22 protein-coding genes and 1 pseudogene are annotated in these 23,775 nt (G+C 71.3%); 6 read left to right on the forward strand and 17 right to left on the reverse strand.

Annotated elements, in window-relative coordinates:
• The 7 genes from VQ02_RS20920 to VQ02_RS20950 form a co-directional block, all read right to left on the reverse strand.
• A partial coding sequence (locus VQ02_RS20920; protein ID WP_048446171.1) for a TonB-dependent receptor occupies positions 1–1,330 on the reverse strand: 1,330 nt, incomplete at its 3' end.
• Between the two features lie 158 nt (positions 1,331–1,488).
• Positions 1,489–2,469 (reverse strand): FecR family protein, encoded by a 981-nt coding sequence (locus VQ02_RS20925; RefSeq protein ID WP_048446152.1) that lies wholly within the window; start codon positions 2,467–2,469, stop codon positions 1,489–1,491.
• Between the two features lie 99 nt (positions 2,470–2,568).
• Entirely contained in the window at positions 2,569–3,078 is a 510-nt protein-coding gene (locus VQ02_RS20930; protein ID WP_048446153.1) for an RNA polymerase sigma factor, read from the reverse strand.
• A 393-nt stretch (positions 3,079–3,471) separates the two neighbouring features.
• Complete coding sequence (locus VQ02_RS20935; protein WP_048446154.1) at positions 3,472–4,821, reverse strand: LLM class flavin-dependent oxidoreductase; 1,350 nt, start codon at positions 4,819–4,821, stop codon at positions 3,472–3,474.
• 133 nt (positions 4,822–4,954) lie between these two features.
• Entirely contained in the window at positions 4,955–5,827 is an 873-nt protein-coding gene (locus VQ02_RS20940; RefSeq protein WP_048446155.1) for an ABC transporter permease, read from the reverse strand.
• Entirely contained in the window at positions 5,824–6,630 is an 807-nt protein-coding gene (locus tag VQ02_RS20945; RefSeq protein ID WP_048446156.1) for an ATP-binding cassette domain-containing protein, read from the reverse strand. The genes VQ02_RS20940 and VQ02_RS20945 overlap by 4 nt, the downstream gene beginning before the upstream one ends.
• Positions 6,631–6,646: 16 nt before the next feature.
• Entirely contained in the window at positions 6,647–6,958 is a 312-nt protein-coding gene (locus VQ02_RS20950) for a hypothetical protein (protein WP_048446157.1), read from the reverse strand.
• Between the two features lie 202 nt (positions 6,959–7,160).
• Here VQ02_RS20950 and VQ02_RS20955 point away from each other — a divergent pair, with 202 nt between their 5' ends.
• Positions 7,161–7,574: a DUF2293 domain-containing protein gene (locus VQ02_RS20955; protein ID WP_048446158.1), complete on the forward strand. Its 414-nt coding sequence runs from the start codon at positions 7,161–7,163 to the stop codon at positions 7,572–7,574.
• Positions 7,575–7,636: 62 nt separating this feature from the next.
• Positions 7,637–9,823, forward strand: a complete 2,187-nt coding sequence (locus VQ02_RS20960) for a primosomal protein N' (RefSeq protein WP_048446159.1) — start codon at positions 7,637–7,639, stop codon at positions 9,821–9,823.
• A gap of 343 nt (positions 9,824–10,166) precedes the next feature.
• On the opposite strand, the gene VQ02_RS20965 is transcribed toward VQ02_RS20960, so the two are convergent.
• From VQ02_RS20965 to VQ02_RS39355, 3 genes and pseudogenes are all read right to left on the reverse strand, one after another.
• Positions 10,167–10,463, reverse strand: a complete 297-nt coding sequence (locus VQ02_RS20965) for a hypothetical protein (RefSeq protein WP_048446160.1) — start codon at positions 10,461–10,463, stop codon at positions 10,167–10,169.
• Between the two features lie 452 nt (positions 10,464–10,915).
• The gene (locus VQ02_RS20970; protein ID WP_048446161.1) at positions 10,916–11,155 is read right to left on the reverse strand and encodes a hypothetical protein; all 240 of its coding nucleotides are present in this window, start codon (positions 11,153–11,155) and stop codon (positions 10,916–10,918) included.
• Positions 11,156–11,766: 611 nt separating this feature from the next.
• Positions 11,767–11,898, reverse strand: a pseudogene (locus VQ02_RS39355) (IS630 family transposase); the annotation flags it as partial.
• Positions 11,899–12,102: 204 nt separating this feature from the next.
• Between VQ02_RS39355 and VQ02_RS20975 the strand changes: the two are divergent.
• Positions 12,103–12,312: a hypothetical protein gene (locus VQ02_RS20975; protein WP_048446162.1), complete on the forward strand. Its 210-nt coding sequence runs from the start codon at positions 12,103–12,105 to the stop codon at positions 12,310–12,312.
• A 465-nt stretch (positions 12,313–12,777) separates the two neighbouring features.
• Here the strand turns inward: VQ02_RS20975 and VQ02_RS20980 are convergent, their stop codons facing one another.
• The 7 genes from VQ02_RS20980 to VQ02_RS21005 form a co-directional block, all read right to left on the reverse strand.
• A complete protein-coding gene (locus VQ02_RS20980) occupies positions 12,778–14,163 on the reverse strand; it encodes an LLM class flavin-dependent oxidoreductase (protein WP_048446163.1) in 1,386 nt (461 codons plus the stop codon).
• A gap of 229 nt (positions 14,164–14,392) precedes the next feature.
• On the reverse strand, positions 14,393–14,518 hold the full coding sequence (locus VQ02_RS39810; RefSeq protein ID WP_280818957.1) for a hypothetical protein: 126 nt from the start codon (positions 14,516–14,518) through the stop codon (positions 14,393–14,395).
• A gap of 68 nt (positions 14,519–14,586) precedes the next feature.
• Entirely contained in the window at positions 14,587–16,209 is a 1,623-nt protein-coding gene (groL, locus tag VQ02_RS20985) for a chaperonin GroEL (RefSeq protein WP_048446164.1), read from the reverse strand.
• A 28-nt stretch (positions 16,210–16,237) separates the two neighbouring features.
• Positions 16,238–16,528, reverse strand: a complete 291-nt coding sequence (locus VQ02_RS20990; protein WP_048446165.1) for a co-chaperone GroES — start codon at positions 16,526–16,528, stop codon at positions 16,238–16,240.
• Positions 16,529–16,743: 215 nt separating this feature from the next.
• Positions 16,744–17,943, reverse strand: coding sequence for an acyl-CoA dehydrogenase family protein (locus VQ02_RS20995; RefSeq protein WP_048446166.1), 1,200 nt, complete (start codon positions 17,941–17,943; stop codon positions 16,744–16,746).
• 23 nt (positions 17,944–17,966) lie between these two features.
• Entirely contained in the window at positions 17,967–19,553 is a 1,587-nt protein-coding gene (locus tag VQ02_RS21000) for an ABC transporter substrate-binding protein (protein ID WP_048446167.1), read from the reverse strand.
• A gap of 58 nt (positions 19,554–19,611) precedes the next feature.
• Positions 19,612–20,814: an LLM class flavin-dependent oxidoreductase gene (locus tag VQ02_RS21005; protein ID WP_048446168.1), complete on the reverse strand. Its 1,203-nt coding sequence runs from the start codon at positions 20,812–20,814 to the stop codon at positions 19,612–19,614.
• A 135-nt stretch (positions 20,815–20,949) separates the two neighbouring features.
• On the opposite strand from VQ02_RS21005, the gene VQ02_RS21010 reads away from it, so the two are divergent.
• The 3 genes from VQ02_RS21010 to VQ02_RS21020 all read left to right on the forward strand — a co-directional run.
• Positions 20,950–21,939, forward strand: a complete 990-nt coding sequence (locus VQ02_RS21010) for an ABC transporter permease (RefSeq protein WP_048446169.1) — start codon at positions 20,950–20,952, stop codon at positions 21,937–21,939.
• Entirely contained in the window at positions 21,936–22,856 is a 921-nt protein-coding gene (locus VQ02_RS21015) for an ABC transporter permease (protein WP_083469347.1), read from the forward strand. Before VQ02_RS21010 ends, VQ02_RS21015 begins: the two co-directional genes overlap by 4 nt.
• A gap of 1 nt (position 22,857) precedes the next feature.
• The coding region (locus VQ02_RS21020) for an ABC transporter ATP-binding protein (protein ID WP_048446170.1) at positions 22,858–23,775 on the forward strand (918 nt) is incomplete at its 3' end.

Genomic DNA, 23,775 nt, shown 5'->3' on the forward strand with positions numbered 1-23,775 from the left:
GGCTGACGCCGCCGGCGGCGTAGACCGTCGTGTCGGGCAGGATGTCGTACTCGACCCGGCCCGCCGCCATGTTGTAGCGGGTATCGATGTACTCGAGCGAGCTCGCCGTGTTGAGACGGTTGTTCGGCGCCCGCGGCACCGGGATGTTCGGGGCGACCGAGTTGAACAGCGAGGTCGGCGCCGTGATGTTCTGGGTGTTGTGGACGAGGTCGAGCGAGGCGCGCAGACGCTCGCCGCGGTAGTCGAGGCCGAGCGTCGCGACGCCGACCTCGATGGCGTTCTTGTCGAGCGGCGTGTTGCCGTTGCGGTAGGACAGGTTGGTGCGCACGCCCCACTCCTTCGACGGGCCGAAGCGGCGGCCGAGATCGGCGTGGGTCCAGACCTGCGAGTCGCTGAGGTAGGTGGTGGTGAGGCGTGCCAGCGGCTCGTCGTAGGCACGCTTGGGGATCAGGTTGATGGTTCCGCCGACGCGGCCGGTGCCGCCGCTCAGGAGCGCGGTGGGCCCTTTCAGGATCTCGACCCGCTCGATGCCCTCCGTGAACACGCGCCGCGGGTTGGCGAGGTAGAACAGGCCGTCGAAGCCGACGTCGAGGTTCACGACCGAGAAGCCGCGGATGAAGAACGAGTCGCGCTCGCTGAACGGCGGCGCGTCGTTGCGCACCGACGAGTCGTTCAGCACCACGTCGGCCAGCGAGCGCGCCTGCTGGTCTTGGATCAGCTTCTCGGTGTAGCCGGTCACGTTGAAGGGCGTCGTCAGGACCGAGCGGTTGCCCAGCAGCCCGACGCGGGCGCCCGTCGCGACCTGGCCGCCCGCGTAGGACGGCGGCGGCTGGCCGACCGTCCCGGTCGGCGGCGGCAGGCCGGCGGCGCCGGGCCTGGCGGCTCCGGAACTGGCGGCCCCGGGCGCGGCGGGCTGCTCGCCCGCGACGACGATCTCCTCGAGGGCCACCGTGCCGCCGGCGCCGCCGAGCTGGGCGTAGCGCGGGTTGACCAGGGTGACGGTGGAGGGGCTCACTCGCCGGTAGGTCAGCCCGGTGCCCGCGAGGAGCCGGCCCAGGGCCTCGAGCGGCTGGAACGCTCCCTCGACGCCGCCCGTGGTCAGGGTGGCGGTCATGTCGGTGGCGTAGACCAGCTTGACCCTGGCCTGCTCGGTGAAGCTGACCAGCGCCGGCTCGAGCGACCCTTTCGGGATCGACAGGGGGACGGCGTCGCCGTCCGGCGCGGCCGCCTCCCGGTGGCCGTCCGCCTGCGCCCGCGCCGCTTCCTGGCTCAGCGCCGCGCTCGGCCCCAGCACCAGCAGCGAGACGCCGGCGAGGGCCATCCCCGCCAGCCGACCACACCCAAACCCACGCTCCCGCGCCACCATTCGACACCCCGTCCTTCTGCTCGAAGGGCCGGCGTCCTTCGCGCTCTCTCGTCCCCTCACGCCTTGAGATCAACGAGGCGGGAAACTCCTGACGTCGGGTCGCGACTTTTTCTCGATTTTTCTCACGCGGGCGGCCCGACGAGGACGAGCAGGGGGGTCAGGCGGGTGACGCGCACACCCATCGTCGCGGCCAGCGCGTCCAGGGCGTCGTCGGTGTCGCGCGGGTCGAACGCCGCCGTCACGCGCCGCTCGCCGAGGCGGGAATCGAGCAGCAGGATGCGCCCGCGGCGGTAGCGCGCCAGCTCGGCGAGCACGTCGGCCAGCCGCTCGCCCGAGAAGACCACGCGCCCGTCGCGCCAGGCGGTGGCCCGGCCCATGTCGGCCTTGACGATCGTGGCGCCGCCCTCCTGCCGGCGCAGCGCCTCGCCGGCCGAGACCTCCAGGTGCCGGCCGGCGGCCGTGACGTCGACGCGCCCCTCCGCGACGCCCACCGGCCCGGCGCCGTCGGCGCGGACGTAGAAGACCGTGCCCACCGCCCGGACGCTCACGCCGCCGCCCTCCACGACGAAGGGGCGCGCCGGATCGCGGGCGACGTCGAACAGGGCCTCCCCGCGCAGGAGCGCGACCCGGCGCTCGGTCTCGGTGAAGTGCAGGGCGAGGGCGGTACCGGTGTTGAGGTCGACGCGGCTGCCGTCGGCCAGGGTCGCGTGCGCGATCTCGCCGATCCCGCTCCAGAGATCGGCGCGCAGCCAGTCGGCGAGGCCGGACTGGGAGGCCACCGCGGCGCCCAGCGCAACCGCGGCGGCGAGGCAGGCCGGCCCCTTCGGCAGCCGGCGCGGCCGCGGCGCCGGCACGCCCGGATCGGGAACTCTGGGATCGGGAACTCTGGGATCGGGAACTTGCCCGAGCCTGCGCCACAGCGCGTCCATCTCGGCATGGGCGGCCGCGTGGGCCGGGTCGGCGGCGAGCCAGGCCTCGAACGCGTCGCGGTCGCTCTCGGTCGCGTCGGGCGAGGAGAGGCGCGCGACCCAGCTGGCCGCGGCTTCGTAGACCGGATCCTCGCCGTCCCGGTCCTGCGCGTCGGTCCCGCCGCTGATCGCCAAGGCCAAGTTCCCTCCCGGGGCTCACCAGGGCCCGGACGGTCCGAGGATGTCTCCCTGCGATCTCAGATCAATCAGCCGGCGAATTCCTGACGTCGGCGGTCAGAAAAGATCGCCACAGCGGCGGCGGCAGTGCAAGAGGGCCTTGATCAGGTGCTTCTCGACCATGTTGCGGCTGATGCCCAGGCGCGCGGCGACCTCGCCGTTCGGGAGCCCGTCGATGCGGGCGAGCAGGAACGCCTCGCGGCAGCGCGGGGGCAGCTCGTCGATGGCGGCGGCGAGGCGCCTGAGCTCCTGCCGGGCCATCGCCTGCCGCTCGGGCAGGGCGAAGGCGTCGACGATGCCGGCCCAGTCGGCGTCGCTCGTCGGCTGGAAGATCCGGCCCTCCAGGCGTTGCCGGTTGCGCATCCGCAGGGCGACGTTGTTGGCGATCTGGAACAGGAAGGCGGAGGGCTTCTCGACCTGCGTCCGCGAGAGCGCCGCGAGCATCAGCAGGTAGGTCTCCTGATGGGCGTCCGCCGCGTCGGCCGGGTTGCCGAGCAGGCGCGTCAGGAAGCGGCGCAATCTCACGCCGTCGCAGCGGTGCAGCGCGTCGATCGAGATTGGCTGCATCCCCCAGCTCCGAATGCCTCTAAACTAACCCGTGTTCAACCCATCATCTTGTAAGCGACCGAACGGGTGCGGTATAGACCTTCGAATTCTGATGTTATTTCTTATGATTCTAAACTGGCGCGGAATATCCAGTGCAAGCCTTTGTGTTTCTGCCGGAAACAGTCCACGGGCATGCGCGTCCCGCCGGGCAGCCCGAACGGCGCCTCGTCGCAGGGAACATCGACCTGTTGCAGACGTGCAACGAATTGCCCCGGGCTCGCCTCCGGCCTCCCGGCCGGGGCCCCTCAGCGGCGCGGGTGCGGGCGGATGCCGGCCTCTCGCGGCGTCCCCGGGAGCGCGCGAGACCCCGGCGTCGCGCCGGGGCCGGCGCGACGCCGGTCCGATCGGACGAGGCTATCCCCGCGAGGCGGAGGCCTTCCCGGGCCCGTATCCGGCGGGCGGGCGCGAGCCGAGGTGCTCGCGCAGGGTGCGGCCCTCGTACTCGGTCCGGACCAGGCCGCGCCGGCGCAGCTCGGGCAGGACCAGCGCGATGAAGTCGTCGAGGCCGCCCGGCAGGGTCGGCGGCATGATGTTGAAGCCGTCGGCGCCGCCGGCCCGGAAGCGCGCCTCCATCTCGTCGACGATCTGCGCCGGCGTGCCGACGATCTGCGAGTGGCCCCGGGCGCCCGCGATGCGCAGGTAGAGCTGGCGCAGGGTCAGGCCCTCGCGCCGGGCGAGGTCGAACATCAGCTGCTGGCGCGACTTGCCGCCCTCCGTCTCGGGCAGCTCCGGCACCGGGCCGTCGGGGTCGTAGCCTGAGAGGTCGTGGCCGCCGATCATCCGGCTGAGCAGCGCCAGGCCGACGACCGGGTCGATCAGGGCCTGCAGCTCCTCGAACTTCGCCCGCGCCTCGGCCTCGGTGCGCCCGACGACCGGGAAGAGGCCGGGCATGATCTTGAGGTCGTCCGGCGCCCGGCCGAAGCGGCCCATCCGCTCCTTGAGGTCGCGGTAGAACGCCACCGCCTCGTCGAGGGTCTGGTTGGCGGTGAAGACGATCTCGGCGGTGCGCGCCGCCAAGTCCTTGCCCGGACCCGAGGAGCCGGCCTGGACCAGCACCGGCTGGCCCTGCGGCGTGCGCGAGATGTTGAGGGGCCCCCGGACCTCGAAGTGCTTGCCCCGGTGGTCGAGGGTCCGGAAGCCGTCGGGCTTCGAGAACTGGCCGCTCGCCTTGTCGATCACGACCGCATCGTCGTCCCAGGTGTTCCAGAGACCCAGGACGACGTCGACGAACTCCTCCGCCCGCTCGTAGCGGTCGGCGTGGCGGGCGATCCGGTCGTTGCCGAAATTCGCCGCCTCGAGATCGGTGGCGGAGGTGACGAGGTTCCAGCCGGCGCGGCCGCCGCTCAGGTGATCGAGGGAGGCGAAGCGGCGGGCGACGTTGTAGGGCTCGTTGAAGCTCGTCGAGGTGGTGGCGACGAGGCCGATCCGGCTCGTGACGGCGGCCAGCGCCGAGAGCAGGGTGACCGGCTCAAAATGGGCCGAGCGGGCGGTGCGCTCGCTCGAGCGCAGGTCGGCGTCGCGGATGCCGGTGCCGTCCTCGAGGAAGATGAGGTCGAACTTCGCGGCCTCCACCCGCCGGGCCCAGCCGACGTACCGCTCGAGGACGAGCCCGCCATCGGCCTCGCTCGACGGGTGGCGCCAGCCGGCGACGTGGTGGCCGGTGGCGTAGAAGAAGGCGCCGAGGCGCATGGTGTCCTGTGTCATCGTCCGCTCTGGTAACGGGACCGGTGCCGCCGATCTAGGGCGCTGCCCGATCGACCGGCAATCGGGCGCGTCCTAGGTCATTGATCCGACCACATTTTTTCGCGACGGCCCGCCCCGCCCGGCGGAGCAAGCCCTAGCGCACCTGTCCCCAGCGCCGGATCGTGACCCGCTCCAGGGTCGCGAACACGACGGTCTCGACCAGGAGGCCGATCGCGATGACGAGGAGGAGGCCGGCGAAGACCCGGTCGGTGTAGAGCTCGTTGCGGTTCTGGAAGATGTACCAGCCGAGGCCGCCGCGGCCCGACGAGGCGCCGAAGACGAGCTCCGCCGCGATCAGGGTGCGCCAGGCGAAGGCCCAGCCGATCTTGAGGCCCGACAGGATCGCCGGCAGGGCCGCCGGGACCAGGATCTGGCCGACGTAAGCGAGCCCCTCGAGCCCGTAGTTGCGCCCGGTCATGCGCAGCGAGTCGGGCACGCCCTGGAAGCCCGCGTAGGTGTTGAGCGCCAGCGGCCACAGCACCGCGTGCACCAGCACGAAGATCAGGCTGCCCTGCCCGAGCCCGAACCACAGCAGCGCCAGCGGCAGCAGCGCGATCGCCGGCAGCGGGTTGAACATCGCGGTCAGGGTCGAGAGCAGGTCGCGGCCTACTTGCGTCGAGACCGCGAGCGAGGTCAGCGCGAAGGCGAGGACGACCCCGAGGACGTAGCCCTGCGCCAGCACGGTGAGGGAGATCCGGGTCCGCTCCAGGATCTCGCCGGTCGCGAGGCCGTCGGCGAGGGCCGCCAGGGTGGCGCCGAAGCCCGGCAGCAGGAGGTCGTTGTCCTGCCAGCGCGCCAGCGCCTCCCAGGCGAGCGCCAGGGCGAGGAGGATCAGGCCGCGGCGCAGCCAGCCCTGCTGCCACAGGCGGGCCGGCAGCGGCAGGGTGCGCTCGACCGGCGCCTCGACGAAGGGCGGCAGCGCCCGGTCGTATTCCGGGCGGATTGGCGGCGAGAGAGCCTGGCTCATCGCGGGGCGGCCTCCGGCAGGGGCTCGAACAGCCGATCGTGCAGGCGCTGGACCGCGGCCTGGAAGCCGCGGCTGCCGATGCTCGACAGGTCGAACTCGTGGCAATTGTACTCGCCACGGACGCGGCCGGGATGGGGTGACAGCAGGGCCACCCGGTTGCCGACCACCAGGGCCTCCTCGATCGAGTGGGTGACGAAGAGGAGGGTCATGCGGGCCTCGTCCCAGAGCGCCAGCAACTCCTCCTGCATCTTGCGCCGGGTCAGCGCGTCGAGGGCTGCGAAGGGCTCGTCCATCAGCAGCACCTTCGGCTGCATGGCCAGCGCCCGCGCGATGGCGACGCGCTGCTTCATGCCGCCGGAGAGCGCGTCCGGGCGCCGGTCGCGGTACCGGCCGGGCTCGAGGCCGACGAGGTCGAGCATCGCATCGACCCGCTCGGCGATCCGCGCCCGCGGCCAGCCGAGGAGGCCCGGCACGGTGGCGACGTTCTGGGCGACCGTCCGATGCGGAAACAGCCCGACGCCCTGAATCACGTAGCCGATGCGGCGGCGCAGCGAGATCGGGTCGAGGCCGGCGACATCCCGGTCCTCGACCAGGACCCGCCCCGCGCTCGGCACCACCAGGCGGTTGACCATCTGCAGCGCCGTCGACTTGCCGCAGCCCGACGGGCCGATCAGCACGCAGGTGGTGCCGGCCTCGACGCTCAGGTCGAAGGCGTCGAGCGCCGGCCGCGGAAGCCCGGTCGGGCCTCTGCCCGGATCGGTCTTGCCCGGATAGGTCTTGGCGGCGCCCTCGAAGCGGATCATCGGCCCGGCGCGGCGCTCAGCAGCCGTGGCAGATCGATCCGAGGGTGCGCTTCATGCGGGCGTCCCAGGCCTTGTCCCGGGCCGCGGTGGCGGCCTGCGCCTTGCGGGCGGATTCGGCGGCGTCGGCCTTAGCGACGGCGGGCTTCGCCGCCGGCTGGGCGCCGTCGACCCGGCGCGGCTGGCGCCGGCCGGTGGCGGGCTGTCCCGCCTCCGGCGCCGCGGGCGCCGCGCCCACAGGGGCCTCGCCGAGGAGGGAGGGGGCCTCCGTCTGCGCCGCGGCGGTGCCGGCGGCGAGGGCGAGGAGGAGGGTGGCAACGACAAGGCGCATGTGAGGTCTCGAGGCCGGCCGCGATCGCGGCCGGCCGGCTGCGTGGCTCTCGCCCCACCTTATGCATTTTTTCGCCGCGAGGGACACCGCCGCCGATCGGCGCAGCCGGGTCGGGCCGACGGGACGCGGGGGTGACAGGGCCGGCCCGGTCCGGCAGGTTCTGCCCCCGGCGGGCACCCCGCCCGCGACTCCAAGGACGCCGATGAGCCGCCGCACCGATCCGCGACCATCCGCTCCGCCGGCGGGTCGATCGCCGCCCACCCGCCGCGAGGCGGTGGAGGCGGCCCTGGCCCGCCTCGCCCCCCGGGTGCCGGAGTTCGAGGCCGAGGCGATCGTCGACCGGGCGCTCGCGAGCTCCGGACTGCGCGGCGCCGCCCCCGAGACCGCCGCCTGGCTCGGCATGGTGTCGTACGCCCGCCACGTCTTCACCGAGTACGACGCCCTCCTGGAGGAGGGCTACGACCAGGACAGCGCCCGCCACTTCGTCCTCGACGACCTCAACGCCGTGCTGGCCGAGTGGGGCGTGCGCCGGCGGATCGGCGAGGAGGAGGTGGGCCAAGAGGAGGTAGGTCAAGAGGAGATGAGCCAGGAGGAGATCGGCGAGGACGAGGCGTGAGCGGGGGCGGCGCGGCGTGACCGTTCCTATATGAGGGTCCAGCGCCGCCCGACCCTGCCGTGATGACCGCCCCGATCGCCGACGTCCTGATCCCGCTCGCCCTCGACCAGGCCTACAGCTACGCCGTGCCGCCCGAGCTCACCCTCGCCGAGGGCGACGTGGTGCAGGTGCCGCTCGGGCCGCGGGAGACGGTGGGCGTGGTGTGGGGCCTGCGCGACGGCGCCGGCTCCAACCTGCGCCGGGTGAGCGGCCGCATCGGCGTCGAGACCCTGAGCCCGGCCCTGCGCCGCCTCGTCGAGTGGATCGCCCGCTACACCCTGGCGCCGAAGGGCTCGGCGCTGGCCATGGCCCTGCGCCTGCCGGAGGAGAACCGCACCGAGACCGCCCGAATCGGCGTGCGGGCGACCGGGATGCCGCCGAGCCGGATGACCCCGGCCCGGGGCAAGGTGGTGGCGGTGGCGGCCGACGGCGTGGTGCGGGGCAAGCGGGCGCTGGCCCTCGAGGCCGGGGTCAGCGCCGGCGTGGTCGATGGCCTCATCGACGACGGCGTGCTCGAGACGGTGGCGCTGGCCCCCGAGCGCGTCGCCGAGCCGCCGGACCCCGACCATCCCCACGACGCCCTCTCGGGGGCCCAGGCCGAGGCGGCCCGGGCGCTGATCGCCACCCTCACGGCGGCGCCGGCAGCCGGCGGCGCGGCGGGCGAGGGCGGCGTGACGCTGCTCGAGGGCGTGACGGGATCGGGCAAGACCGAGGTCTACTTCGAGGTGGTGGCCGAGGCCCTGCGCCGGGGCGTGCAATCCCTGGTGCTGATGCCGGAGATCGCCCTGACGGCCCAGTTCCTCGACCGCTTCGCGCGCCGGTTCGGGGTCAGGCCCGCCGCCTGGCACTCGGGCGTCGGCGGGCGGCGGCGCGAGCGCATCCGGGCCGGCGCGGCGTCGGGCGAGGTGCAGGTGGTGGTCGGCGCCCGCTCGGCCCTCTTCCTGCCCTTCCGCCGGCTCGGCCTGATCGTCGTCGACGAGGAGCACGAGGGCGCCTACAAGCAGGACGACGGCGTCTGCTACCACGCCCGCGACATGGCGGTGGTGCGCGGCAAGCTCGAGAATGCCGCCGTGGTGCTCGCTTCCGCCACGCCCTCGATCGAGACCCGGGTCAACGCCGAGCGCGGCCGCTATCGGCGGGTGGTGATGCCCGAGCGCTTCGGCGGAAGGCGCCTGCCGGAGATCCGCGCCATCGACATGAGAGGCGAGAAGGTGCCGCGCGGGCGCTACCTGTCGCCGAGCCTGGTCTCGGCCATCGCCGAGACCAATGCGCGGGGCGAGCAGGCGCTGCTCTTCCTCAACCGCCGCGGCTACGCGCCGCTCACCCTGTGCCGGGCCTGCGGCCACCGCTACCAGTGTCCCAACTGCTCGACCTGGCTCGTCGAGCACCGCTTCCGCCGGGCCCTCGTCTGCCACCATTGCGGCCACGCCGAGCGGCGCCCGGAGGCCTGCACCGAGTGCGGCACCTTCGACAACCTCACGGCCTGCGGGCCGGGCGTCGAGCGCATCGCCGAGGAGGTCGCCGCCACCTTCCCCGACCGGCGGGTGATCGTGCTCTCGAGCGACTTTCCCGGCGGGGCCGAGCGGCTGCGGGCCGAGCTGCAGACCGTGGCGGAGGGCGGCTGCGACATCGTCGTCGGCACCCAGCTCGTCGCTAAGGGCCACAACTTCCCGCACCTGACCCTGGTCGGCGTCCTCGACGCCGATATCGGGCTGACCTCCGGCGATCCTCGCGCCGCCGAGCGCACCTTTCAGCTCCTGCAGCAGGTCACGGGGCGCGCCGGCCGCGGCGAGAAGCCGGGGCGGGCGCTCGTCCAGACCTACCAGCCCGAGCACCCGGTGATCGCGGCGCTCATCTCCGGCGACGCCGAGCGCTTCTATTCCGAGGAGACGGCCGCCCGGGAGGTCGCCGGCCTGCCGCCGTTCGGCCGCCTCGCCGCGCTCGTGATCTCCTGCACTGACCGCGAGGCCGCCGAGGCCCATGGCCGGGCGCTCGCCCGCGTCGCCGAGCCGCCGCCCGGCGTGATGGTGCTCGGCCCCGCCGAGGCGCCGCTCGCCCTGGTGCGGGGCCGCTACCGCTTCCGCCTGCTGGTCAAGACCGAGCGCGAGATCGACATCCAGAGCTACCTGCGCGACTGGCTCGCGCGGGGCCCGAAGCCGCGGGGCAACCTCAGGGTCGGCATCGACGTCGATCCGCAGAGCTTCCTGTAGGCCTCAGCGCGGCTCCGCCGCCGCGCTCGCCGGACAGCAGGCGCCTAGCGGGCGATCTGCGGCAGCCCGCAGGTGAGGCGGGCACGATCATCGAGGGCAGCCACCAGACGAAGGCCGAGGCGAAGGGCACCGCCCGTCCGTCGGGCGTGACGCTCATCGGCCGTTCGTCGAGGGAGTACCAAGTCACGCGCCGGACCTCGCCGCCGGCGGCCGGGACGCCGAACAGGTTGAGGGCGCACGACGAGCACGGTAACCAGGAGCCTGAGCATGCCGCACCCGCCATCGAAGGCTCGCTGCCGCGCTTCACTTCCTGGCGCAAGGCACCGCCCGGCCGCTGTCGAGGTTACGCCACCCGCCGGGGCGTCGGAATCCCGGTGCGGCCGTGCGCACCCTCGAACAGGTCGTTGAGCTGGCCACCGACGGTGCGGGCGATGCGGGTCGAGGCATGGCCTTCGGTGCGGTCCGCCACCACGGACCGGAGCGCGTCCGCCGTGCGCTTCTCGACGGCGTAGAACAGGCTCTCCGCCGCCTTGGCATTGGCGCTCAGCAGCACTGCCGCGAGGTCCTGATAGGCCTCCTTCAGGAGGTGGTAAGCCAGCCGCTCACCCGCCCGCGTCTCCGTGAGTGCCTCGTCGTCCATGGTCCGACACCTCCCGCCGATGAACGGAGAACGTGTATGTCCTGGATTGTGCGAGGCTTGCGGGTATCGTGAGACGGAGCGTCCCGGATGCCGGAGGTTCGGCAACGGCGCGCCACGGATCAGGACGAGGTGCCGTCCGACGCTCTGGCCCCGCTCGGTAGAGCGGGCAGAGAGGAGGGAGCTGCCCAGTCAGGAGACATTCCGCCGACACAGCCTCTGTATTGCATCCTTGGAAACAAGCAGGATCGCGGTGGCGGGGCAATCGACGAGGCGGAGAGCGGCTGCACCTCCGGGCGAGGACCGAGCACGGCTCCTCCTGGATTCTGGACCGCGAAACGCCCGCGAGGCGGTCAGCCTGCGGGCGTTCGCTCTCTTAACGTGTGGAGAGCGCCGCGTTCACGGCGGCACCGCACATCTCCCGATCCGAGTCTCCTGGCCTCGGCAGGGCGCGGTCAGCAATCGTTGGGCCGCTGCGCCGAGGCCTGATCCTGCGTCGACATCTTCGAGGTGTCCCCGGGCAGTGCCGTCTTGTCACCTCCGGCCTGCGTGCCGCCGAGGGACCCCGTCGTCTCAGCGGTGGTGCCCGGCGTCACCTTGCTGGCCGCCGGCGGGTTGGCGTTGGACGTGGTGTGGTGCGGATCGCGGGGACCCGTGTCGCACGGACCTGCGGCAGCAATCGTCACCGTGAGCATCAGAGCCGCGCTCGTCCCGATCAGTACAGTACCTATGCGCATGGCATCATCCCTGTCTCGTTGATCAGAATCAACCGATGCATGGCAGAATCCGTTCCGGCCTGATCACCGCCGGTCCAATGTGACCGCACGAACCCATCCACGAACTCACGCGAATGCTTCGCAAGGGAAACCAACCCGCCTGGACCAAGTGGCAATGAACGTGACCGCGCCACGCACAACCGGCTGCCATCACCAATACCTCGCGCGTTCCTGGCGGACCGGAGCCGACCCGTGCGGCTCGGTGAGATGGTTGCGCAGAGGGACGCATGCCTGCCCCGAGGGGACACGCAGCTGCAACCATTACGTTTGGACCGAAATCAGAGCTTCGACCCTGAAGAATCTGGCGACGAAGGAGAGGTTGTCCAAACACGCGAAAAAGCTCTATCAAATCGACGATTGCGCATCCCGCAGCAAGACGCTTTTTATCATTTGATTATACCGCATGACCTGACAGAATTATTTGCAATGCATCTCTAAATCATTTGCAGATTTCGATCTCTGCTTGCTTCCACATCGGCCCCTCCCGCCGACAACAACGCGCGATTGCACCGATCAGTCAGACAGGCTCTGAGTGTCGCAAACAGCGTCGTGGTGCGGTGGCGAACGTAGTCATGCGTGCACGTAGCCGGGCGTTCTGGTACGAGATGGTGAACAGGCCGGGTGTGCTCGAGAGCTTGGATCTGGCTCTTGTCGTCCACGGATGGCTGACGATCCGGCAGGCATGACACGCGCACTCGGATCGCGGTCAGCGCGGCATCGTCCAGTTTTATCATTCATTCTGATGATACTGGGCTTCATGCGCCAATGTCCGCACCGTGTGCGGATTAGCACTGCGGCTCCAAGATCTGAAAGCTAGAAACTGAATGCGATCTCGAGGTGAGATGGCACGCATTTGGAGAAGATCGATGACTGATCTCGCCCTCAACGCCTCCGACAACACCTCTGCGAAGTTCGATACCGAATCACAGGCCCTCAAGGAGCAGGCAGAGATGGGCGAGTTGAGCATGGAAGAACTCGATGAGGCCAATGGCGGCCTGGTCCCTCTGCTCATGGCTGTCGGTTTCTTTGCAGGCTATGGGATTGGGGCTTTTTATCGCGACCATCGGGGACGCTGAGGCAGCGACCCGGGGAATTCGCCCTGGGCTCGAAATAGCGCGAAAAAGGCTTCAGAGACGGCTAGGACGCCCATATGGGGGATCGGGGGCTTTCCGGAACAGCGCAGGCCTTCGTAATTCGAGTTGGGAGGGAGTCAAGGACGCGCAATCGGCGCAGCCAGACGACCAAGGCAGCAGCGCGAGTGGTCAACGGCACGGTTCTGATCCGCGACGCCTCGATCTCGATAATGTTGATGTCAACGCGCAAGGTCGTCATCCGCATCGGCTACGGTCAGCTCGGATCATATCTCCGACAGCGATCTCTTGCTCTGCCGAGAATTGGCCGAGATCGTGGGCCGCGTCAATGAACCCGCTCTCTCTTCTGCGGTGCCTTGAGGAACGAGAGCGCCGCTGACGCGGATGCGGCTGGAAGAGCCGACAACCCGGCGCGCAACCGAAGCGGGAATCGCTCTAGGGGGTCGGACGTCATGCATCGCCGCGGGGCGCGGGCGGGCGGAAGCCGGCGCCGGGATGACTGTCGGGCAGGCGCGCGCCGCGCGCGGGGAAGAGCTTCTCCCGCAGGGTCCCCTGGCGGTAGGCGGTCTTGAACGCGCCGCGGGATTGCAGCTCGGGCACGAGGAGGTCGACCACCGCGTCGAGGGATTCCGGCATCACCGTGCGCACGAGATTGAAGCCGTCCACGTCCGTCTCCGTCACCCAGGACAGGAGTTCGTCGGCGACCTCGACGGGTGAGCCGACGACCACCGGCGCCCGGGCGCCAGCGGGCGTGAACTCGAGGAGGTCGCGCACCAGGGTCGGGCGCGCCGCCCGGGTGAGGCTCTCGACCGTCGACCGGATCGCGTTGGTGCGCGCGAAGCTGAGCGCGTCGTCAAGGGACAGGCCCGAGAGGTCGATCCCGGTCCAGCCGGAGACCAGCGCCAGCTGGCCCGCCGCGTCGATGTAGGCCCGGTACTCGTCGCGCAGGTCGCGCGCCTCGGCCGAGGTCGGCGCCACGATCACGGTCGCGCCTAGGAAGGTCAGGACGTCGTAAGGGTCGCGTCCCGCCTCCCGGGCCGCGTCCCGCACCCTGCGGACCGCCGTCGCGGCGGCGGGCTTCGTCGGGCCGTTGAGGAAGACGCTCTCGGCGTGGCACCCGGCGAAACGCACGCCCCGGTCCGAGGTGCCGGCCTGGTAGAGGACCGGCGTGCGCTGCGGCGAGGGCTCGGAGAGGTGGCGGGCATCGACCTTGTAGTAGGGGCCGTCATGCACGATCCGGTGCACCTTGTCGGGCCGCGTGAACACGCCCGCCGCCCGGTCCCTCACGACCGCGTCGTCCTCCCAGGAGCCCTCCCACAGCTTGTAGACGGCCGCCATGAAGTCCTCGGCCGCCTCGTAGCGCTCGTCGTGGTCGCGCGAGACGGCGAGCCCCATGCCGCGGGCACCGCTGTCGAGGTAGCCCGTCACGATGTTCCAGCCGAGCCGCCCGTCGGTGAGGTGGTCGAGGGTGGTGAAGCGGCGGGCGAACTGGAACGGGTGATCGTAGGTGAGGTTCTGGGTGATGCCGAAGCCGAGATGGCGCGTGACGTGGGCCATGGCCGAGACGGCGAGGACCGGATCGGCGTTGGGCGCCTGGGCGCCGGCGGCAAGCGCCGCGTCGCCGTTGCCCGCATAGACGTCGTAGAGGCCGAACACATCGGCGATGAACAGCCCGTCGAGGAAGCCGCGCTCGGCGGTCCGCGCCAAGTCCGTCCACCACGACAGTTTGGCGTAGTCGGCCTGGTTGTCGCGCGGATGCCGCCACAGGCCGGCCCAGTTATGCGACGGGGCCGCCATCTGGAAGGCGTTCAGGCGAAGCTCGCGGCGCGTCGTCATGGTCTCGACCCGGGTGTCCCGCCGCGACCGGACCGGCGGCTCCCCACACGTGTCGCGCGGTGAGACGCGCGAGTCAAAGATAGTTGATTAGATAAATAGATTAATTTGGTCATGTCAGATCTTGGCGGTAAGGTCGTCCGAACGGGCGTGGCCGCTCGCATACCGTCCTTTCACGATGCATGCCCCGTGCGCCGCGCTTTCGCGACGACGGGGCTCATCCGCGCCCGCGTCAGCCCGCACGCAGCAGGAGCGTGAACGCGGCGAGGATCAGCGTGACGCAGAAGGCCACCGTGACGAGTCCCGGGCTCGGCTCGGAGGGGTGGAACGGGACGGTCGGGTCCTGGTGCCGCGGCATGACGATCCTGGCGCATGAGGGGGAGGGGCATGCCCCGGGCTGTACCCCGGGGCATGCGGGATCGGTCGTCAGAAGTCCGGATTGGCCGGGGCGGGCAGGGCGGCCTTGTCCTTCGGCCGGTCCGCGACGAGGGCTTCCGTGGTGACGAGGAGGCCCGCCACCGAGGCCGCATCCTGGAGCGCGGTGCGCACCACCTTCACCGGATCGACGATGCCGGCCTCGATCAGGTCGAGGTAGACCTCCCGCTGCGCGTCGAAGCCGTAGGTGTCGGAGTCGCTCTCGGCCACCTTGGCGACCACGATCGAGCCCTCGACCCCGGCATTGGCGGCGATCTGGCGGATCGGGGCTTCGAGCGCCTTCAGCACGATCTTGATCCCGGCCACGACGTCCGGGTTGCCGCCCTGGAGCGCCGCCACGGCGCCGCGGGCCCGCAGGAGCGCGGTGCCGCCGCCCGGCACGATGCCTTCCTCGATGGCCGCCCGGGTGGCGTTGAGGGCGTCGTCGACGCGGTCCTTGCGCTCCTTGACCTCGACCTCGGTGGCGCCGCCGACTCGCAGCACGGCGACGCCGCCCGCGAGCTTGGCCAGGCGCTCCTGCAGCTTCTCGCGGTCGTAGTCGGAGGTGGTCTCCTCGATCTGCGCCTTGATCTGGGCGACGCGCGCGGCGATCTCGGACGCCTCGCCGGCGCCGTCGACGATCGTGGTGTTCTCCTTCTCGATCCGCACGCGCTTGGCGCGGCCGAGATCGGCGAGCGTCACGCTCTCGAGCTTGATGCCGAGTTCCTCCGAGATCGTCTGGCCCTTGGTGAGGATCGCGATGTCCTCGAGGATCGCCTTGCGCCGGTCGCCGAAGCCCGGCGCCTTGACGGCCGCCACCTTCAGGCCGCCGCGCAGCTTGTTGACGACGAGCGTCGCCAGCGCCTCGCCCTCGATGTCCTCGGCGATGATGAGGAGGGGCCGGCCGGACTGCACCACGGCTTCCAGCACCGGCAGGAGCGGCTGGAGCGAGGAGAGCTTCTTCTCGTGGATCAGGATGTAGGGGTCGTCGAGCTCGACGGTCAGCTTCTCGGCGTTGGTCACGAAGTACGGCGAGAGATAGCCGCGGTCGAATTGCAGGCCCTCGACCACGTCGAGCTCGGTCTCGGCGGTGCGCGCCTCCTCGACCGTGATGACGCCCTCCTTGCCGACCTTCTCGACGGCTTCAGCGATCAGCCGGCCGATCTCGGAATCGCCGTTGGCCGAGATGGTGCCGACCTGCGCGATGGCGTCCGACGCCGTCACCTTGCGGGCGCGGCCGGCCACGTCCTTCACTGCCGCGGCGACCGCGAGGTCGATGCCGCGCTTGAGGTCGAGGGGGTTGAAGTTCGCCGCGACCGCCTTCGCGCCCTCCTTGACGATGGCCTGGGCCAGCACCGTCGCGGTGGTGGTGCCGTCGCCGGCCAGATCGTTGGTCTTGGCCGCGACCTCGCGCAGGAGCTGGGCGCCGAGGTTCTCGAAGCGGTCCTCCAGCTCGATCTCCTTGGCGACGGTGACGCCGTCCTTGGTGATCCGGGGCGCCCCGAAACTCTTCTCGATCACGACGTTGCGGCCCTTCGGGCCGAGCGTGACCTTCACCGCGTCGGCCAGGATGTCGACGCCGCGCAGCAGGCGCTCGCGGGCGTCGGCGGAGAACTTCACGTCCTTGGCAGCCATGGGTCTCGTCCTTCTGGTCTCGTCGGGGTCAGGCCGCGATCACGCCGAGGATGTCGGCTTCCTTGAGGATCAGGAGGTCCTCGCCGCCGATCTTGACCTCGGTGCCGGACCACTTGCCAAACAGCACCCGGTCGCCGGCCTTCACGTCGAGGGGCGTCAGCTTGCCGGACTCGTCGCGGGCGCCGGGGCCGACGGCGACGATCTCGCCCTCTTGCGGCTTCTCCTTGGCGGTGTCGGGAATGATGATGCCGCCCTTGGTGGTCGCCTCGCCGTCGAGGCGGCGCAGCAGCACGCGGTCATGCAGGGGCCGAAAGGCCATCGGTGGAGCCTCCTGGTTGGAAGGGGACCGGAAGGGCCGCATCCGGGGCCGCCTCCGATGCCCCGAAGGTGTCCGGCGGCGTTCGTCAAGTCAACGAGATTGTTCTTTTTAAAGAACAATCCATCGGAGAGAGGCGGGCTGCGCCAGCGGGCGGACCGGGAAGAATTTCCGCGACGCTCTCCTGAAGGGAGCCCGGCCCCCGGTCGCGCGGCCGCTCATTGGAAGTTGCTCGGCTGAGGATAGGCGCCGGTCAGGAACCAGGTACCGACATTGCGGATCTTGTACTCGGCCGGGTTGTGCAAGGTGTGGGTGCGGACGTTGCGCCAGAACCGATCGAAGCCGTAGGCCGACGCCGAGGCACGGGCGCCCATCACCTCGAACACGGTGCTGGTGACGTCGAGGGCGACAGCCCCGGCATGGGCGTTGGCCGCCGCGACCGTGACGGCGGCCTCGCCGCGCTCGGCCTCGGTCAGGTCGCGGCCGCGGGCGAAGGCGGCGTCGATCGCCGCGAGCGCCCTGTCGGCGAGCAGGGTCGCGGCTTGCGTGCGCAGGACGAGGTCGCCGTAGGTGCGCTGGACCCAGGGGTCGTCGGTGTGCGTCTCGACGCCGGAATGCAGCCAGGGCCGCGAGGTCGTCACGGTATAGTCGCGGGCGGCCGCGAGCGCGCCCTGCGCGCTGCCGACGAACACGTTGAGGAGCACGCTCTGCTGCTGCAGCACGCCGAGCGTCCGGTAGGGCCGGCCGCGGTCGAAGCCGTGGTCCAGCACCTCGTCGGCATGGATCTTGAGGTCCGCGAAGGTCACCCGGCCGCTGCCGGTCTGGCGCTGGCCGATGGCGTCCCAGTCGTTCTCGACGATGATCCCGGGCCGGTCCGCCGGCACCGCCGCGAAGGCCCAGTCATGCGTCTCCTCGTCGAGCCAGGCGATCATCAGCGCGTCGGCGACGTGCGAGCCCGACGTGAAGGGCTTGAAGCCGTTCACCGTGATCCAGTCGCCCTCGCGCCGGCCGGACAGGGTCTTCGAGAAGCTGTTGCGGGCGTTGCCCCAGAACCAGTTGCCCTCGGCCGAGCGCCGGTAGAGGGCGGCGGCCTGGTCCGGATCGCCGAGGAGGTGGGCGGCGTGGACCGAGCCGAAATGGTAGCCGTAGAGATGGCCTAGCGACCCGTCGACCTTGGCGAATTCCCGCACGATCCGAAGCGCCGTCGACCACGGCTCGCCGTGCCCGCCATGCTCGCGCGGGATCAGGAGCTTGAGGAGGCCGCTCTCCTTCAGGAGGAGGATCTGCTCGGCCGGCCGGCCGCCGGCCTTGTCGCGCTCCACCGCGTCGCGGGCGAAGATCTCGCGTAAAGCGGCCGCCCTGGCGAGATAGGGGTCGGAGAGGTCGGGCTCGAAGCCGAGGCCGTGGGGGAAGCTCATGCGGGATCTCCTGTCGCGGGCGCTCACGCCGCGAGCCAGACGTCGGCGAAGGTGTCGGACGGGCCGTCGATCGTGGTCGGGTGGCCGGCGACGCGGCGGTTGAGGATCGTCAGGTTGGCGCCGGTAACGAGGTTCACGTCCGGCAGGTCGCGGCCGACGTGTCCCTGGACGGCGAAGAAGTGCTCGCGCCGCCGGTCCGGGTCGGTCTCGACGGCGGCGGCTTCGAGCAGCCGGTCGACCTCCGGGTTGCCGTAGCCGGAGCCGTTGGTGAACGGCACGCCGGGCCGGAAATTCTTCGACCAGTACAGCCGCTGCACCCCGACCGTCGGATCGAAGGAATGGCTCATGCCGTTGCTCATGAAGTCGAAGGCGCGGTCGGTGTAGGTGCGCTTGAACCAGGTCGGCACGTCCTGGGCCCGCAGGGTCACGCCGATCCCGACCTTGGCGAGCGCCTGCCGGGTGTAGTTGCCGAGCTGCTGGTAGGCCTCGCTGTAGGGCATGTAGTCGTGGTGGACCCGGAAGCGCACGCCGTCCGGGCCACGGGGGAAGCCCGCCTGGTCGAGCAGGGCCTCGGCCCGTCTCGGATCGAAGGGGTGCTTCGGCGCGTCCGGGTCGTGGAAGGCCTTGAGCACCGGGCTGATCGCGGACGGCGCGTCCCGGCTGTAGCCATAGAAGACGAGCCGGTTGATCGCCGCCCGGTCGACCGCGTGGGCCACCGCCTGGCGTACCGCGAGGTGCTTGAAGTACGGGTTCGCCAGGTTGAACTCGAGCCGGTAGACGATCGGCTGGTAGTCGTAGCCGCGGGTCTCGATCCGCAGGGCCGGGTTGGCCTTGAGCGCGTCGAGCTGCGCGAGCGGCGCCGGGGTATCGGGAGCGTAGAGCACTTCCCCCGTCTCCAGCGCCACCGCACGGGCGTTGGCGTCGGCGATGAAGCGCACGACGATTCCATCGAGATACGGCTTGCCCGGGTCCCAGTAGTTCGGGTTGCGCTCGTAGAGGATGTGACTGCCCTGCACCCATTCCTTGAACACGAACGGCCCGGTGCCGACGGGTGCCTTGCCGTTCGGGCTTCCCAGCACGTCGCCGTCGTAGCGGTGCTTGGGCACGATCGGCGTCTCGGAGGCGGTGAGCGCCGCGAGCAGGTAGGGCGCCGGCCGCGACAGCACGATCTCGGCGGTGTGCGGATCGGGCGTCAGCACGTCGACCACGCCCGCGAGCGTGCCGCGCCCGCGCGGATGATGCTCCTTGAGAAGCCGGATCGAGTGGGCGACGTCGGCCGAGGTGAAGGGCTGGCCGTCATGCCATTGGACGCCCCGGCGCAGGGCGAAGCGGTAGCGCAGGCCGTCGCCGCTCACCTCCCAGGCGGTGGCGAGCTGGGGCCGCGGCCGGAAGTCGAGGTCGAAGGCGAGCAGGCCTTCCGTCACCTTCGGGCTCACCCGGGTGGTCGGCCCGGCGGTGTGGGTCAGGCTCACCAGCGTCGGCGGCTCGGGCTGGATCACCATCGTCAGGGTGCCGCCCCGGCGCGGCGTGCCGGCACGGGCCGGCCGGGCGAGGCCGAGGGCTCCGGCGGCGAGGCCGCCGGTGAAGCGGCGGCGGGTGAGGGCGGTCATGGCGTTTCGTGTCCGGAGATGGGGAGGGGGTTCAGGCCGCGAGCGCGGCAGTCAGAGGTCACGCCGCCAGCGCGGCCTGGGCGCCGCGCAAGCCCGCCTGGCGCATCAGCGGCAGCAACCGCTCGCCGAAGAAGGCGAGGTCGGGCTTGAAGTCGTAGAAGCTGAGCTGCAGCCCATCGATGCCGGCCCGCTTGAGGCCTGCGAACTGCTCCACCACCTGCTCGGGCGAGCCGATCACCCGGATGTTGCCGCCGATCGCCGCGTAGGGGTCGACCCGCCCCTCGCGGCCTTTCCAGGCATGGGCGTCGGAATCGAGGGTGCGGAAGCCCTTCGGGCTGCGCGGGTCGGCATGGGCCACGATGGCGTCGGCGTAGGCCCAGGCCTCGGCTTCCGTCTCGCGGCAGATCACCAGCGGGTTGATCAGCGTGCGGACCTCGCGCCCGACCGCCCGCGCCGCCGCCTTCACCCGCGCGGTGTGATCGGGCAGGGCGTGAAGCGCGCTGTCGATGTCGGCGCCCGCCGGGCTCGTCACGAACACGATGTCGGAATAGCGCCCCGCGAAGGCGATCCCGGCCTCGGAGCCGGTGGCGTTGACGAGGATCGGCCGGCCGTAACGCGGCTTCGGCGTGACGAAGCCCTCGCCGAGGCGCCACGACGAATCGCCCGAGAAGGAGAACGGCTCCTCGTCCTGCCACAGGCGCTGCACCACCTCGACGAACTCGGCCGCGAGCGCGTAGCGGCGGTCGTGCGCGATGCGCGGCCAGCCGAACATCTCGTGCTCCACCGCCCGGTGGCCGGTGACGACGTTGAAGCCGAAGCGGCCGCCGGAGATGTGGTCGAGGGTGGCGCCGAACTTGGCGAGGTGCAGCGGGTGCCAGGGCCCGTAGAGCACGTGCACGGTCGCCACCAGCAGGATGCGGCGGGTGAGCGCCGACAAGGCCGCGATGCTGGTGAAGGAATCGAGGGCCTGCCCGTCGAGCACGCCGCCGTAGCCGCCCTTCGGCAGCCACTGCGACAGGGCGAAGACGAGGTCGAAGCCGAGGCGCTCGGCCTCGAGCACCAGGTCGCGGTTGTAGTCGAAGCGCCAGTCGGTGGTGCGCGGCAAGGTCGAGGCGGTCCAGCCGCCGGCCTGGATCGGCAGGAACAGGCCCAGCAGCAGCGGCTCCTTGAGCGCCCGCGACAGCGGGCTGTCGGGGAAATCGGCCGGACTCGCGAAGCCGGACCGGCCGACGAGGGCGCCGGGAGGGAGGGTGAGTGTCATGACGATGCTCGCCTCGGGGAGCCGCGGGCTTCGAGCCCGCGCGATGACGACATCGTATAGTTGACAAAATAGATCGACAATATGAATTTATCCGGGCCGCCGCGGCCGGGCGGCGTCGAGCCGGAGAGGCCCGCAATGGACCGAACACGCCGCCTGCTCCCCGTCCTGGGGCGGGCGCTCCTCGAGGCCGCGCCGACCGCGCTCCTCATCCTGGTGGTGAACTTCTTCCTCCTGCGCCTCGCACCCGGTGACGCCGCCGAGGTGATGGCCGGCGAGGCCGGGGCAGCGACCGAGGAGACGCTGGCGGCGATGCGCAGCCGCTTCGGCCTCGACCTGCCGCTCCTCGAACAGTTCCTGGCCTACCTGAACAACCTTGCCCATCTGAGCCTCGGCTTCTCGCCGCGCTACAACATGCCGGTGACCGAGCTGATCGGGCAGCGCCTGCCCGGCACGCTGATGCTGATGGGCCTCGCCCTCGCCCTCGCGCTCCTCGCCGGGCTCGCCCTCGGCGTGCTGATGGCCCGCGCACCGGGCGGCATCCTCGACCGGGTCCTGTCGGTCGCCGTGCTGCTATTCTACTCGGTGCCGGGCTTCTGGATCGGCCTGATGCTGATCGTGCTCTTCTCGGTGAAGCTCGGCTGGCTGCCGAGCGGCGGCGCGCGCACCATCGGCCAGGGCCTCACCGGGTTCGCGGTGCTGACCGACCAGCTCCGCTACATGGTGCTGCCCGGGCTGTCGCTCGCCCTGTTCTACGTCGCGATCTACGCCCGCCTGGTGCGCGCCGCGATGCTGGAGGTGCGCGCCCAGGACTTCGTGCGGACGGCCGCAGCCAAGGGCCTGTCGCCGCTGGCGGTCAGCGTGCGCCACGTCCTGCGCAACGCGCTCCTGCCGGTCACCACCGTCGCCGGCATGCATGTCGGCGGGCTCCTCGGCGGCGCCGTCGTGGTCGAGACGGTCTATTCCTGGCCCGGCCTCGGGCGCCTCGCTTTCGAAGCGGTGATGGCGCGCGACTTCAGCGTGCTGCTGGGCGTGCTCCTGCTCTCCTCGCTCCTGGTCCTCGCCGCCAACGTGGCGGTCGACCTCCTCCAGGCGATCCTCGATCCTCGCATCGCGGTGCGCTCATGACCTCATCCCCGATGACCGCGCGCCTCGCGCCGACGCTCGCGCGGGCCGCCGCCCCGGACCGCGGCGCGATGCGGCCGGCGCCGCGCCGGGCGCTGCGGGCCTTCCTGCGCAACCCGACGGCCCTGTCCGGCCTCATCATTCTCGGCCTCGTGGCGGCGGCGGCGCTCGCGGCGCCATTCGTCTACCCGGACGATCCGCTGGGCATGGTAGCGCAGCCCTTCCTGTGGCCGGGCCAGGACCCGGCCTATCCCCTCGGCACCGATTCCCTCGGGCGCGACGTGGCCGCAGGAGTCGCGCACGGCGCCAGGGTCTCGCTCCTCGTCGGGTTCGCGGCCGCGTCCGTGGGCCTGGCCCTCGGTGTGCTGGTCGGGGCGACGGCCGGCTATTGCGGCGGGTGGATCGACCGCGCGCTCGGCCGGCTGATCGCCCTGTTCCAGACCATCCCGGCCTTCATCCTGCTTGTGGTGCTGGTGGCGATCGCCCAGCCGTCGATCCCGGCGATCACGCTCGCCATCGGGGCAACCTCCTGGCCGACGGTGGCCAGGCTCACCCGGGCCGAGTTCCGGTCCTTGCGCGAGAAGGATTTCGTCACGGCCGCCCGCGGCCTCGGCTACGGGCCGGTGCGGATCGTGGTCGCCGAGATCCTGCCCAATGCCCTGCCGCCGATCGTCGTCACCGCCTCGGTGATGGTCGCCTCCGGCATCCTGATGGAATCGGCCCTGTCCTTCATGGGCCTCGGCGACCCGAACGTGGTGAGCTGGGGCAGCATGATCGGCGCCGGCCGGGAGGTGCTGCGCAGCGCCTGGTACCTGACGGCGGTCCCCGGCATCGCGATCGTGCTCAGCGTGCTCGCCCTCAACCTCGTCGGCGACGGGCTCAACGACGCCCTCAACCCGCGTCTCGCCGGGGAGGCGTGAGATGGCGCTTCTCGACGTCCAGGGCCTCGGCATCGCCTTCCCGCGGGCCCGGCCGGTGCAGGACCTGAGCTTCACCGTCGCTCCGGGAGAAACGGTTGCCCTCGTCGGCGAGTCGGGCTCGGGCAAGTCGCTCACGGCGCTCGCCCTAATGCGCCTCCTGCCGCCGCGCGGCCGGATCGCATCCGGCACGATCCGGTTCGACGGCCGCGACATCGGCACCTTGAGCGAGCACCGGTTCCGCGAGGTTCGCGGGCGCGAGATCGCGATGGTGTTCCAGGAGCCGATGACGGCGCTGAACCCGGTGCTGAGCGTCGGCGTCCAGATCGCCGAGGGCTTACGCCGGCACGAGGGCCTCTCGGCCCGCGCGGCCCGGGCCCGCGCCGTCGAGCTGCTCGACCGGGTCCGCATCCCCGATCCGCACAGGCGGATCGACGCCTACCCGCACCAGCTCTCCGGCGGCATGCGCCAGCGGGTGATGATCGCCGTCGCGGTCGCCTGCGCCCCGAAGCTCCTCATTGCCGACGAGCCGACGACGGCGCTCGACGTGACGATCCAGGCGCAGGTGCTCGACCTCATCGACTCGTTGCGCCGCGACCTCGGCATGGCGGTGCTGCTCATCACCCACGACCTCGGCGTGGTCGGGCAATGGGCCGACCGGGTGATGGTGATGTATGCCGGCCGCCGGGTCGAGGAGGCGGAGCCGGACGCGCTGTTCTCGAGGCCGCTCCACCCCTACACGCAGGGCCTGCTCGCCGCCTCGCCCCGCAGCCGGGCGGCCTTGCGCGGCGAGGCGCTGCCGGAGATCCCGGGCTCGATCGCCTCGGCGCAAGGCCAGCCCGGCTGCGCCTTCGCGCCGCGCTGCCCGCTGGTCGCGCCGGGCTGCCGCGCCGCCCCGCCGCCGGCGCTGGCGCGGCAGCCC

The organism is Methylobacterium variabile, from assembly GCF_001043975.1.
GTDB lineage: Bacteria > Pseudomonadota > Alphaproteobacteria > Rhizobiales > Beijerinckiaceae > Methylobacterium > Methylobacterium variabile.